The organism is Nocardioides deserti (genome assembly GCF_014266025.1).
Taxonomy (GTDB): Bacteria; Actinomycetota; Actinomycetes; order Propionibacteriales; family Nocardioidaceae; genus Nocardioides; species Nocardioides deserti.
Genome location: NZ_JACMYC010000027.1, coordinates 1 through 13100 on the forward strand (window position 1 = coordinate 1; position 13100 = coordinate 13100).

9 protein-coding genes are annotated in these 13100 nt (G+C 74.4%); 5 read left to right on the forward strand and 4 right to left on the reverse strand.

Annotated features, from left to right (window positions below):
- Positions 1 to 777: hypothetical protein (locus tag H7344_RS19830; protein WP_222130924.1), on the forward strand; the 777-nt coding region annotated here is incomplete at its 5' end.
- Positions 778 to 826: 49 nt separating this feature from the next.
- On the opposite strand, the gene H7344_RS19835 is transcribed toward H7344_RS19830, so the two are convergent.
- Positions 827 to 1948, reverse strand: coding sequence for a calcium:proton antiporter (locus tag H7344_RS19835; protein ID WP_186347717.1), 1122 nt, complete (start codon positions 1946 to 1948; stop codon positions 827 to 829).
- Between the two features lie 80 nt (positions 1949 to 2028).
- On the opposite strand from H7344_RS19835, the gene H7344_RS19840 reads away from it, so the two are divergent.
- Complete coding sequence (locus H7344_RS19840) at positions 2029 to 4035, forward strand: TIGR03960 family B12-binding radical SAM protein (RefSeq protein ID WP_186347718.1); 2007 nt, start codon at positions 2029 to 2031, stop codon at positions 4033 to 4035.
- 168 nt (positions 4036 to 4203) lie between these two features.
- Here the strand turns inward: H7344_RS19840 and H7344_RS19845 are convergent, their stop codons facing one another.
- From H7344_RS19845 to H7344_RS19855, 3 genes are read right to left on the reverse strand one after another with little or no spacing between them, the layout of a single operon-like run.
- The gene (locus H7344_RS19845; RefSeq protein ID WP_186347719.1) at positions 4204 to 5574 is read right to left on the reverse strand and encodes a glycoside hydrolase domain-containing protein; all 1371 of its coding nucleotides are present in this window, start codon (positions 5572 to 5574) and stop codon (positions 4204 to 4206) included.
- A gap of 34 nt (positions 5575 to 5608) precedes the next feature.
- A complete protein-coding gene (locus H7344_RS19850; RefSeq protein WP_229706876.1) occupies positions 5609 to 6829 on the reverse strand; it encodes an MFS transporter in 1221 nt (406 codons plus the stop codon).
- Complete coding sequence (locus tag H7344_RS19855; protein WP_186347720.1) at positions 6817 to 7812, reverse strand: endonuclease/exonuclease/phosphatase family protein; 996 nt, start codon at positions 7810 to 7812, stop codon at positions 6817 to 6819. The genes H7344_RS19850 and H7344_RS19855 overlap by 13 nt, the downstream gene beginning before the upstream one ends.
- 18 nt (positions 7813 to 7830) lie before the next feature.
- Here H7344_RS19855 and H7344_RS19860 point away from each other — a divergent pair, with 18 nt between their 5' ends.
- The 3 genes from H7344_RS19860 to H7344_RS19870 form a co-directional block, all read left to right on the forward strand.
- On the forward strand, positions 7831 to 8994 hold the full coding sequence (locus H7344_RS19860) for a winged helix DNA-binding domain-containing protein (protein WP_186347721.1): 1164 nt from the start codon (positions 7831 to 7833) through the stop codon (positions 8992 to 8994).
- Positions 8995 to 9054: 60 nt separating this feature from the next.
- Positions 9055 to 9783 carry a TIGR03936 family radical SAM-associated protein gene (locus H7344_RS19865; RefSeq protein ID WP_186347722.1) on the forward strand — a complete coding sequence of 243 codons (729 nt, stop codon included), beginning with the start codon at positions 9055 to 9057 and terminating at the stop codon, positions 9781 to 9783.
- A 296-nt stretch (positions 9784 to 10079) separates the two neighbouring features.
- On the forward strand, positions 10080 to 13100 hold a 3021-nt coding region (locus tag H7344_RS19870), incomplete at its 3' end, for an Rne/Rng family ribonuclease (RefSeq protein WP_186347723.1).

The window sequence follows — 13100 nt, forward strand, 5'->3', positions numbered from 1 at the left end:
CGGTCGACCGCCGGCCCGGAGGGGCGCAGCCGCGCCGGCGGCCGCCGGCCGCGGCCGTGGTGGCTGCTGCCGCTCGCGGCCCTCGTCGTGCTGGCCTGGCGGGACGAGCTGCTGGTCAGCGACGTCGGCGTCGTGCTGCTGGTCGTGCTGCTCACCCTCACCCTCGCCCTCCTGGCCCCGACGGTCGCCTACCTCGCGGCCGGGGTGCTCGTCGGCCGGGCCGCCTCGGCCGCGGCGCTCCTGGCCGGTCGTCGCCTGGTGGCCGACCCCGGTCCAGCGGGGCGCGCCGCCGCCGCTGCGGGCGCGGTCGGGGTCACGCTCGGGGTCGTGCCGGTCTTCATCGGCAGCCTGACCGCCCAGGCGGCGGCCGGCGACCGCGACTACTACGTCCTGCCGGCGGTGGGAGCGGGGATCTGTGCACTCGTCGCGCTCCTGGTGATCGCGGCGTCGCTGGCGGTGCACTCGACCGAGACCGTGCTGGTCCGCCGACGCGAGCTGGCAACCCTGGTCGCCACGGGCGTCCCGGCGACGGTCGTGAGCGACTCGCAGCGGCTGGAGTGCCTGCTCGTCACCGTCCCGCTCGCGGTGCTGGGCTCGCTCGTCGGGTCGGTGGGGTACGCCGTGCTCGCCGCCGACCTGGCCGGGTCCACCGCGGAGGTGCTCGTCGGCCTCGGGTCGACGGCCGCCGTCAGCGTCCTCGCCTGCTGGTTGGCGACCGCCGTGCTGCGGCCGTGGGTGCGCGATGCCGTCGGCCCGGAGAACCTCCGCACCGTCTGAGCCGGCGCGAGCCGGCCGGCACGGATCACCGCACGGGTCAGGGCACGGGTCAGGGCACGACGGACAGGAACAGGAACGCACCGAGCAGCACCAGGTGCACCAACCCCTGCTGCGACTTGGCCCGGCCCTGGGCGACGGTGAGCACCGAGACGACGACGGTGATGCAGAGCAGCACCAGCTGGGTGGTCTCCAGGCCGAGCTCGAGCGGGCCGTCCAGCCAGATCGAGGCGACGGCGATGGTGGGGACGGTGAGGCCGATCGAGGCCATCGCGGAGCCGTACCCGAGGTTCAGGCTGACCTGCACGCGGTCGCGGGACGCGTTGCGGACGGCCGCGATGGACTCCGGCGCGAGCACGAGCAGCGCGATGACGACGCCGACGACGGCGTACGGCGCGCCCACCGCCTTCACGGCGTCCTCGATGGTGGGGGAGAGCAGCTTCGCGAGGCCGACGACCGCGACCAGCGAGACGACGAGCAGGGCCAGGCTCAGCAGGGTCTCGCGGCGCGACGGCGGGTCGGCGTGGTCGTCGCCGTCCGCGTCGAGCAGCCCGGTCATCAGGCCGTACTCGTCGCTGGAGACCGGCACGAAGAAGTCGCGGTGCCGCACGGTCTGGGTGAGCACGAACCCGACGTACAGCACCAGCGAGGCCACCGCTGCGAACGCCAGCTGCGAGCCGGAGAACTCCAGGCCCTGCCCGGAGGTCGTGAACGACGGCAGCACCATCGTCAACGAGGCCAGCGCGACGACCGTGGTGAGCGCCGAGCCGGTGCCCGACGGGTTGAAGCTGACCAGGTGGTGCTTGAGCGCACCGACCAGCAGCGAGATGCCGACGATGCCGTTGAGGGTGATCATCACCGCCGCGAAGACCGTGTCGCGCGCGTAGGTGCTGGTGCCCTCGCCGCCGCTGGTCATCAGCATCACGATCAGGCCGACCTCGATGACGGTCACGGCCACCGCGAGGATCAGCGACCCGAACGGCTCGCCCACCTTGTGCGCCACGACCTCCGCGTGGTGGACGGCGGCGAGCACCGCGCCGACCAGCGCCGCGCCGATGGCCACCAGGACCGCCCAGTGCTCGTGGTGCAGCCAGGTGGCGGCGAGGACGACGGCGGCGACGACGGGGACGACCACCGACCACTGGAACGGGCCGCGGACGGCGGGGGCACTCATCAGTTCCCAACCTATCGGTCCCCGCACGTAGGCTTGACCGGTCCCCAGCACGCTCCCCGCCGTCCCTCGTGAGGTCTCGCATGTCCGCCCCTGAGTCCGTCTTCCCGCGGCTCGAGCCCCGTCTCCCGTCGGTGTCCAAGCCGATCCAGTACGTCGGGGGCGAGCTCAACTCCACGGTCAAGGACTGGGACTGCGGCGCCACCACCGAGGCCGGCGAGACCGTCCGCTGGGCGCTGATGTACCCCGACGCCTACGAGGTCGGCCTGCCCAACCAGGGCGTCCAGATCCTCTACGAGGTGCTCAACGAGCGCGACTGGATCGTCGCCGAGCGCACGTACGCCGTGTGGCCGGACATGGAGCGCGTCCTGCGGGAGGGCGACGAGCACGGCCCGATCCCGCAGTTCACCGTCGACGGCCACCGCCCGGTCCGCGCCTTCGACGTGCTCGGCCTCAGCTTCTCCACCGAGCTCGGCTACACCAACATGCTCAACGCCCTCGACCTCGCCGGGATCCCGCTGCACGCGGTCGACCGCACCGACGAGGACCCGGTCGTGCTGGCCGGCGGCCACGCGGCGTTCAACCCCGAGCCGATCGCGGACTTCCTCGACGCGGCCGTCCTCGGCGACGGCGAGGAGGTCGTGCTGGCGATCTCCGAGGTGATCCGGGAGTGGAAGGCGCAGGGTCGCCCGGCCGGCGAGATGCCCAGCGCCCGCGACGAGCTGCTGCGGCGGCTCGCGGTCAGCGGCGGCGTCTACGTGCCGAAGTTCTACGACGTCACCTACGGCGCCGCCGGCGCGATCTCCTCGGTCGTGCCGAACGTCCCCGGCGTGCCGTTCCGCGTCACCAAGCACACGCTGATGGACCTCGACGCCTGGCCCTACCCGGCCAAGCCGCTGGTGCCGCTCGCCGAGACCGTGCACGAGCGGTTCAGCGTCGAGATCTTCCGCGGCTGTACCCGCGGCTGCCGATTCTGCCAGGCCGGCATGATCACCCGCCCGGTCCGCGAGCGCTCGATCGAGACGATCGGCGCGATGGTCGAGAACGGCATCCGCAAGTCCGGCTTCGAGGAGGTCGGTCTGCTCTCGCTCTCCAGCGCCGACCACACCGAGATCGGCGAGGTCGCCAAGGGTCTCGCCGACCGCTACGAGGGCCAGAACGTCTCGCTCTCGCTGCCCTCGACCCGGGTCGACGCGTTCAACATCAACCTGGCCAACGAGTTCTCCCGCAACGGCCGCCGCTCCGGCCTGACGTTCGCCCCCGAGGGCGGCTCGGAGCGGATGCGAAAGGTGATCAACAAGATGGTCACCGAGGAGGACCTCATCCGCACCGTCGCCGCGGCGTACTCCCACGGCTGGCGGCAGGTGAAGCTCTACTTCATGTGCGGCCTCCCCACCGAGACCGACGAGGACGTCCTGCAGATCGCCGACCTCGCCAAGCGGGTCATCGCCAAGGGCCGCGAGGTCTCCGGGCGCAACGACATCCGCTGCACGGTCTCGATCGGCGGGTTCGTGCCCAAGCCGCACACGCCGTTCCAGTGGGCCGCCCAGCTCGACCACGAGACCACCGACGAGCGGCTGCGCAAGCTGCGCGACACCGTCCGTGAGGACAAGAAGTACGGCCGCGCGATCGGCTTCCGCTACCACGACGGCAAGCCCGGCACCATCGAGGGACTGCTCTCCCGCGGCGACCGCCGCATCGGGCGCGTCATCGAGCAGGTCTGGCGCGACGGCGGGCGCTTCGACGGCTGGAGCGAGCACTTCTCCTACGACCGCTGGGTCGCTGCGTGCGAGCAGGCGCTCGCCGCGCTGCCGGAGTCCGAGGGTGGGGTCGACCTCGACTGGTACACCACCCGCGAGCGCGGCTACGACGAGGTCCTGCCCTGGGACCACCTCGACTCCGGCCTCGACAAGGACTGGCTGTGGGCCGACTGGGAGGACGCCCTCGCCGTCGCCGACGGCTCCTCCGACGTCGAGGTCGAGGACTGCCGCTGGACGCCCTGCTACGACTGCGGCGTCTGCCCCGAGATGGGCACCGAGATCCAGATCGGTCCCACCGGGCGTCAGCTGCTCCCGCTCTCGGTCGTCTGAGCCGCTGCTGGGGGTCGGTGCCGCGACATTCCGGCGCAATTGCGCGGTTGTAGCGCTGGTCCGGGCGGTTGACGCGACATTCCGGCGCAATTGCGCGGTTGTGTCGCCCGAGGAGCCACCCGCCCGCGGAGCCACCCACCCACGGTCAGCGGCAGGTGAACCGAGTGGTCAGAGCCGCCCGCTGCGCAGCGCCTTGAAGGTGTCCGGTGCGACGACGCCGACGGCGGTGAGCCCGACCCGGCGCTGGTAGGTCGCGGCCGCGCGCGACGTGGCCCGGTCGAGCACGCCGGTGACGCGGAGCCGGGCGCCGGTGGCGACGAGCGAGCGCTGGAGGCGGCGCACGGCGTCCTCGGCCGAGCCCTCCTTGAGCAGGCGGGCCTCGCCGCGGACCAGCAGCGAGACCCAGGTGCGACGGTCGACCCGGCCGGTGACCGGCAGCCCGGTCTGCCGCTGGAGCTGGCGGACCACGCGGACGACGCCGCCGTCGAACCGGCCGTCGACCTTGCCGCGGTACGCCGCACTCTTGCGCAGCAGGCACTGCGCGGTGCGGACGACCTGGCCGCGGCGACCCTTCGCGAGCGTCGGGTAGGCGGCGCGGTCCAGGCGCACCCCGCCGCAGGCGCGCGGCGCGCGGGGAGCGACCGAGCCGCCGCCGACCCGGAGGTAGTTGCGGTCGATGGTCAGGGTGACGCCGCCGTACGTCGCGGTCTCGTCGAGGGCGTACTGGTGCACGCGCTCGCCGGCCCAGCTGCCCTTGCGGACCTTGGCGGAGACGGCCGTGTCCGCGCGACCGTTGGCCCAGGCGAACCAGACCTGGTCGGGCATCGTGTAGGAGCCGGGGGAGAGGTTGTCGGCGTTGTCGAGCGCGTGGATGCCGGCGGCGATGTTGGAGTAGACCCCCGAGCGGTGGCCGAGGTCGTGCAGCGCCTCGGTCCAGCCGGAGAGGAACCGCAGCGCGGAGCGGCGGCAGTCGTCGCCGGCGAGGTCGAAGTCCTCGAGGTCGTACCAGAGCGTGCTGCGGGGGTCGATGCCCAGCGCACGGGCACGCTCGGCCGCCGCGGTCGCCTCGGCGCGGCCCTGGGCGTCGGCCGCGGCGTACGCCCCGGCGGGCGCGGCGTCGATCCGGTCGGCGTAGCCGGAGCAGGAGGCCTGGGGGCCGACCCAGATCGGCAGCACCCGCCAGCCGGCGGTGGTCTGGCGGCGCACCCAGGTCGCGTCCAGGTGGGGCTGCCCGGAGGCCGGGTCGGCGGGGTCGGGTCGGCACGCCATCGTCGAGCCGCCGATGTACACCCCGACGCCCCAGAACGGCGAGTGCCGGCGCCACACGTCCATCTCGGCCTGGGTCGGCGCGCACCGGGCGTCGAAGGCGTAGCCGGTGAACGCGCCGGGCATCGGCCGCGCCGCCGGAGCGGGCGACGCCGAGGCCGGGGCCAGCAGGCCGCCGAGGAGCGCCAGCGTGGCGAGGCCGGTCACGAGCAACCTGGTGACGAGCAACCTGGTGACGAGCGTGCCGAGCAGCGGCCGGAGCGGACCGGTCATCGAAGCCTCCCGAGGGCCTGGGTGTCGCGTCACCCTACGACGCGACACGCTCCGGTGCGCGCCGGTCGAGCTGGTCCTCGATCGCGTGGGGCTTGGCGACGTACGCCGCGAGCAGGCCCAGCGGCAGGCTGAGGACGAGCAGCAGGGCGACCGGCCAGTCCCACCCGCCGGTGGCGTCGTGGACGACGCCGATCGCGAACGGACCGAGGGCGGCGAGCAGGTAGCCGGCCGACTGGGTGAACGCCGACAGCGTCGCGGTCCCCTCGGCGGTGCGGGCGCGCAGGCCGACCAGGGTGAGGATCAGCGGGAAGGTGCAGGCGGCGGTGCCGACGAGCACCGCCCACAGCGGCGCGAGGGAGTACGGCGCGACGAGCATCCCGCCGTAGCCGATCGGGTAGCACGCGATCACCGCGAGCAGCACGCCGAGCGGGTTCTCCCGCGAGGCGAGCAGCCGCGGCAGCCACAGCGACAGTGGGATGCTGACGCCGGCGATGAGGGCGACGAGCAGGCCGGCCGCGGTCGGCGACCACCCGCTGTCGCGCCACAGCTGCGCGAACCAGCCGAAGACGGCGTACGCCTGGAGCGACTGCAGCCCGAAGAAGACCGCCATCGCGATGCCGAGCGGGGTCCGCGCGACGTCGAGGTAGCGCACCGCGCGCCCGGCCGGGCCGTCGGGCGGTCGCCGGTCGTGCGCGACGAGCCCCAGCCACGGCAGCGCCGCGAGCAGCGCGAGCACCGCCCACACGCCCAGGCCGGTGCGCCAGCTGCCTGCTGCCTCCGCGACCGGCACGGTGAGCGCGAGGGAGGCGGTCAGGCCGACGGCGAGGGCGGTGGTGTACGCCGCGGTCATCGCCCCGATCCGGTCGGGGAAGTGCAGCTTGACCAGCGACGGCAGCAGCACGTTCGCCATTGCCATGCCGGCCAGCGCGAGCAGCGACAGCACCAGGAAGAGCGTCTCGCTGTCGGTGGTGGAGCGGCCGAGCAGCCCGCCGCCGACGACCAGCAGCGCCAGCAGGGTCACCCGGTGCACCCCGACGACCCGCGCGGCCGTCGGCGCGAGCGCGCCGAACAGCGCGAACGCCAGGACGGGCAGCGAGGTCAGCAGGCCCGCGGTCGCCCCCGACATCCCGAACGCGTCGCGCACCTCGTCCAGCACCGGCCCGACGCTGACCGCAGCCGGGCGGAGGTTGAGCGAGAGGAGCAGGACGCCGGCGACCAGGAGCAGGGAGGTACGCCGCGCGGTCACCGTCCGCACCCGGGTCGCGGCACGTCGAAGGTCACGCGCACGGCGCGGTGGTCGCTGATCGCCGAGCGCAGCACCTGCGCGCTCGTCGGGACGAGGTGGGGGGAGTGCAGCACGTAGTCGATTCTCCGCCGGGGCACCCGGGGCGGGACCGTCAGCCCCCTCCCTTCGCCGACGACGGGCCACGGGTCCAGCGCGAAGCCGCGCGCGACGTCCATCGCGGGGGAGTCCGGCGTGGCGTTCAGGTCGCCGCCGAGGACGAACGGCACGTCCGCGCCGGACCGCTGTGCCACCATCCGGCGCACCGCGCGGAGCTGGACGATCCGGATGGTGCCGCGGGTGTGCTGGAGGTGCGTGCCGTAGACGTCGAGCGACCGGCCGCCGAAGTCGAGCGTCGCGCGGAGCAGGCCGCGCTGCTCCTGACCGGGCCGCCGGGGGAGCATCCGGTTCTCCCAGCGCTCGACGGGCAGCCGGCTGAGGAGCGCGGTGCCGTACTCCGACCTCGGGGCGCCGCGCCGCTCGGGCTTGCGGACGACGTTGCGCCCGAAGACGACGTTCATGTCCAGCCGCGTGCCCAGCCAGGTCGGCTCGTCGACGAAGGCCGACCGCGCGCGGAACCGGTCGACCTCCTGCAGCAGCACCACGTCGGCGTCCCAGGCCTCGATCTCCTGGGCGATCCGCTCCAGGTTGAGCCCGCCGCCGCCGAGCCCGCCGTGGATGTTGAAGCTCAGCACGACCACGCGGTCGGGGGCCGGGTCGACGCAGGTCTGGGTCGGCTCGGTCGGGAGGGTCGGCAGCCCGGACGGCCCGGAGGACCCGCTCGGGGACGGCGCGCCGGGGGTCCCGGTGGCGGACGGGCCGGTCGGCTGCGGGATGCCGCTGGGCGGTCCCGGCCGCCCGTCGGGCGCGTGGTCGGGCCGGGGCCAGAGCACGACGAGCGCCACGATCGTCGCCAGGGCGAGGAGCGCGAAGAGCCCGTGGACCCAGCGAAGCACTCGTGCAGGATAGGCGCCGTGCGCCACGTGACCGACGAGGAGAGGCGGGCGCGGCTGGCGGTGCGGCACGGGCTGGCGCCGGGCTCGCGGATGCCGGACCCGGAGACGGCCACGGCGGCGGTCACGGTGCTGCACTCGACGGAGCCGGCGACGCCGTACCTCTCGCTGTGGGCACGCGTCGACGGCTTCGCCCGCGCCGACCTCGACCGGGCGCTCGAGACGGACCGGACGCTGGTGAAGCAGCTCGCGATGCGGCGCACGCTCTTCGTGTTCCCGCGCGACCTGCTGCCCGCGGCGTGGGGCAGCGCGTCCGCGCGGGTCGCGGCGACCGAGCGCGCCCGGATGGTCAAGGACGTCGTGCGCGAGGGGCACGCCGAGGACGGCGAGACGTGGGTGCGGGCGGTCCGCGACGAGGTGCTCGCGCTGCTCGCCGCCCGGCCCGACGGCCTGACCGCCGCGGAGATCCGGGCCGGGCTGCCCGCCCTCGCTGCGGTCGCCACGGCCGGTGGCATCGGCCCGACGTACACCAACCGGACCCTCACCGGCCTCGGTGCGGACGCCCGGGTCGTCCGCGGCACCAACACCCAGCACTGGCGGGTCTCCCGCCCCCGGTGGACGCTCATGGAGCACTGGCTCGGAGAGGTGCCCGCCCCGCTCCCGCCGGCCGAGGGGTACGCCGCCCTGGTGCGCCGCTGGCTGTGGTCCTTCGGGCCCGGCACCGAGGCCGACCTGGTCTGGTGGCTCGGCGCGACCAAGGGGGCCGTCCGGGCCGCGCTCGCCGACGTCGGCGCCGTCGAGGTCACGGTCGACGGCGGCGGCACCGGCTGGCTGCTGCCCGACGACCTGGAGCCCGTCGCCGCGCCCGAGGACTGGGTCGCGATGCTGCCGGTGCTGGACGCGACCGTGATGGGGTGGAAGGAGCGCGGGTGGTACCTCGGGCCGCACGCCCCCCTGCTCTTCGACCGCAACGGCAACGCCGGCACGACCGCCTGGTGGAACGGCCGCGTCGTCGGCTGCTGGGTGCAGGACGCCGCCGGGACGGTGTCGGCGCGCCTCGTCGAGGACGTCCCCGTCGCGGCCCGCGCGCAGCTCGACGCCGAGGCGGCCCGGCTCACGGCGTGGCTCGCGGGGGAGCGGGTCGGCACCGTCTACCCCTCGCCGGCGATGAGGGACGGGTCGTGAAGGACGGCGCCTGACTCCGCCGATCCGTTGGGCGAGAGCCGCGGGCCGTAGGATCCGCGGGTGCGTCAGCAGCCCGAGCAGCAGGCCCCGCCCGTCCAGCGGCTGCGGATCCGGTACGCCAAGCGCGGCCGGCTCCGGTTCACCAGCCACCGCGACTTCAGCCGGGCCTTCGAGCGAGCGGTGTTCCGCGTGCGGGTGCCGATGGCGTACTCCTCGGGCTTCAACCCCCACCCGCGCATCTCGTACGCCGGCGCCGCACCGACCGGGTCGGCCAGCGAGGCGGAGTACCTCGAGATCGGGCTGGCCGAGGTCGTCGACCCCGCCTCGATCCACACCAGCCTCGAGGAGGCCCTGCCGCCGGGCCTCGACGTGCTCGAGGTCGTCGAGTCGGCGGGCGGGTCGCTGGCCGACCTGCTGGAGGCCAGCCACTGGTGGGCCGACGTCGCGGCGCAGCCGACCGAGGCGGCGACCGCGGTCGACGCGTTCCTGGCCGCGGAGTCCGTCGTCGTGGAGCGGATGACGAAGAAGGGGCTGCGCGAGCTCGACTGCCGCGTGCCGGTCGTCTCGCTCGTCGCCGGCCCCGCGCCGGACGACTCGCCGGCCGGTGCCCGGCTCGACCTGGTGCTGCGACACGCCGTGCCGTCGATCCGTCCCGACGACGTGCTCAGCGGACTCGCCGCAGTCTCCGCGCTGGCGGTCGGCCCGGCACCGCTGCTGACCCGCGTCGCGCAGGGTCCGCTCGACGCCACGACCGGAGAGGTCCGCGACCCGCTGCGCCCCCGAGCATGACCGCATCGAGGGTGTGGTGTGCGATACTCGGCGACGGTCGACCCCGTCGACCCGACGACGTTCTCGCCCGGCCCGCAGCCTGCGGGCCGAGCACGGTGGGTGCAGGTCGTCGCCAGACCGCGACGCGGCCGTGACAGGGCCCAGCGACCGCGGCAGGTGACCTCCCACACCCAGTGACGCACACCGCGGAGGGTGTCGCCGCCACCGAAGGCTTTGCGCCGTCGACCTTGAGCACGCGGGTCCGCGGCGTCTGACCGCCCGGCCGCCCTGCGGGGGACCGGGCCGAGGAGCAGCACATGGCTGACGACGACCTGCAGGTCGCCCCCACCGAGACCACTGCCGCGGGGGACGCCCCCGCGGACGCCGCGCCGGCCAAGAAGGCCACCGCGCGCAAGACCGCCGCCAAGAAGACGGCGGCGAAGACCACCACGGCCAAGAAGGCCGCCGCGAAGAAGGCGCCGGCCAAGCGGACCACCAAGAAGGCCGCCGCCGCGGCCGCGGAGGCCCCGGTCGACACGCCCGCCGAGCCGCTGCCCGACGCGCCGGCCGACACGCCCGCCGAGGCGCCGATCGAGGCCTCGGTCGTGGACGCGCCGGCCGAGGCGCCGGCGAAGAAGGCCGCCGCCAAGCGGACGACCAAGCGGACCACCACCAAGAAGGCCGCCGCGAAGAAGACCGCCGCCGCGCCGGAGCAGCCGGCCGACGAGCCGCTCCCGACCGACCCGGCCGCCGAGCAGCCCGCCGAGCAGCCCGCCGAGGAGGCCGCGCCGGCCGCGCGCTCCGCCGCCGTACCGCTCTTCCAGGCGCCCGAGCCGGTCAAGGCCCCCGCGCGCCGGACCCGCAAGAAGGCCGCCCCCGTGCCCGAGCCGGAGCCCGTGCTCGAGGACGAGCCCACCGAGGACGAGTCCGAGGACGCCGCGCTCGCCGAGGTCGCCCCCGGCGAGCCCACGGTCGAGCCGCCCGCCCAGGAGGAGACGGCCGACGAGGCCGCCACTGACACCGACACCGGTGCCGAGGCCGGGTCCGACGACCAGGACACCGACCAGGACGACGACCAGGACGACGACCAGGACGAGAGCCAGGACGGCGAGGGCAACAGCTCCGGCCGCCGCCGCCGTCGTCGCGGCGGACGCCGTCGCCGCAAGTCCGGCGGGGGATCCGACGACGCCGAGTCGGGCGACGCGAACGGCACGGACCAGGGCGGCCAGCAGCAGGGCCAGTCCGGCGACAAGACCGACGACAAGACCGGCGACAAGACCGGCGACAAGACCGGCGACAAGACCGGCGACAAGACCGGCAAGTCCGGCGACCAGGGCGACAAGTCCGGCGACCAGGACCGGGAACAGGACAAGGACGAGCAGGAGTCCGGCGAGGGCTCCTCCTCGCGCCGGCGTCGGCGCCGTCGTCGCTCCGGGGACAACGGCGGCGACAACGGCGAGGGCGAGGAGTCGTCGGAGAAGACCTCCTCCCGCGCCCGCCAGAGCCGCACCGGTGACGACCAGATCACCGCGGTCTCCGGCTCGACCCGCCTGGAGGCCAAGAAGCAGCGCCGCCGCGAGGGCCGCGAGGCCGGCCGCCGCCGCGCCCCGATCGTGAGCGAGGCGGAGTTCCTCGCCCGCCGCGAGGCCGTGGACCGGGTCATGGTCATCCGCCAGCGCGACGAGCTCACCCAGATCGGCGTGCTCGAGGACAAGGTGCTCGTCGAGCACTACGTCGCCCGCGAGTCGCAGACCTCGCTCATCGGCAACGTCTACCTCGGCCGGGTCCAGAACGTCCTGCCCTCCATGGAGGCGGCGTTCATCGACATCGGCAAGGGCCGCAACGCGGTGCTGTACGCCGGCGAGGTCAACTGGTCCGCGCTCGGTCACCGCGAGGGCCAGCCCCGCAAGATCGAGTCGGTCCTCTCCTCGGGCCAGTCGGTGCTCGTGCAGGTCACCAAGGACCCGATCGGCCACAAGGGCGCCCGGCTGACCAGCCAGATCAGCCTCGCGGGCCGGTTCCTGGTCTACGTGCCGGACGGCACGACCAGCGGCATCTCCCGCAAGCTGCCCGACACCGAGCGCAGCCGCCTCAAGACGCTGCTCAAGGAGATCGTCCCGGACTCCGCCGGCGTCATCGTGCGCACCGCCGCCGAGGGCGCCAGCGAGGACGAGCTGACCCGCGACGTCGAGCGGCTCAAGGCCCGCTGGGAGGACATCGAGAAGAAGGCCAAGGGCAGCGCCCCGCAGCTGCTGTACGGCGAGCCGGACCTCACCCTCAAGGTGGTCCGCGACCTGTTCACCGAGGACTTCTCCAAGCTCGTCATCGAGGGCGCGGACGCCTGGGACACCGTGCAGGGGTACGTCGAGCACGTCGCGCCCGACCTGGCCGAGCGCCTCGAGCGCTACGAGCCGTCCGAGCACGACGGCAAGGACGTCTTCGCGACCCACCGGGTCGAGGAGCAGATCGCCAAGGCGCTGGACCGCAAGGTCTGGCTGCCCTCCGGCGGGTCGCTGATCATCGACCGCACCGAGGCGATGACGGTCATCGACGTCAACACCGGGAAGTTCACCGGCTCCGGGGGCAACCTCGAGGAGACGGTCACCAAGAACAACCTGGAGGCGGCCGAGGAGGTCGTGCGCCAGCTCCGGCTGCGCGACATCGGCGGCATCATCGTCGTCGACTTCATCGACATGGTCCTGGAGTCCAACCGCGACCTCGTGCTCCGCCGCCTGGTGGAGTGCCTGGGCCGCGACCGGACCCGCCACCAGGTCGCCGAGGTCACCTCGCTGGGCCTGGTGCAGATGACGCGCAAGCGGATCGGTACCGGCCTGGTCGAGTCGTTCAGCGAGAACTGCGAGCACTGCCAGGGCCGCGGCGTCGTCATCCACGACGCCCCGGTCGCGCCGCGCAGCGAGGACGACGGCCGCAGCGGCAGCCGTGGCGGCGGTCGCCGACGCGGCGGCAAGGGCAAGGGCGACGACGAGCAGTCGGGCCAGCAGTCCGGCCAGCAGTCCGGCCGCGGCGGCCAGAACGGTGGCCAGAACGGCGGCGGTCAGGGCGGTGCCGGCAAGGTGCCGACCCCGGCCGAGCTCGCCGCGATGGCGCGCCACGAGGACAAGCCTGCGGAGCAAGCTGCCGACAAGGCCGCCGACCAGGCGGCCGACAAGCGCGCGGACAAGGGCGCGGACGTGCCAGCGGACACGACGGCCGACGGCGACGTGACCCCCGCGCCGGAGCAGCAGCCGGAGCAGGCCGCCGAGCCCGCCGCGCCGCGCGTGGTGACCCGCACGCGCCGCCGTCGCGGCGGCGCGGCCCCGGCCGAGCAGGCCGAGCAG

What these genes read in the sequence shown, in the direction of transcription:
- H7344_RS19835 (WP_186347717.1), bottom strand. Translation starts at nt 1,948, where the DNA reads ATGAGTGCCCCCGCCGTCCGCGGCCCGTTCCAGTGGTCGGTGGTCGTC.
- H7344_RS19840 (WP_186347718.1), top strand. Translation starts at nt 2,029, where the DNA reads ATGTCCGCCCCTGAGTCCGTCTTCCCGCGGCTCGAGCCCCGTCTCCCG.
- H7344_RS19845 (WP_186347719.1), bottom strand. Translation starts at nt 5,574, where the DNA reads ATGACCGGTCCGCTCCGGCCGCTGCTCGGCACGCTCGTCACCAGGTTG.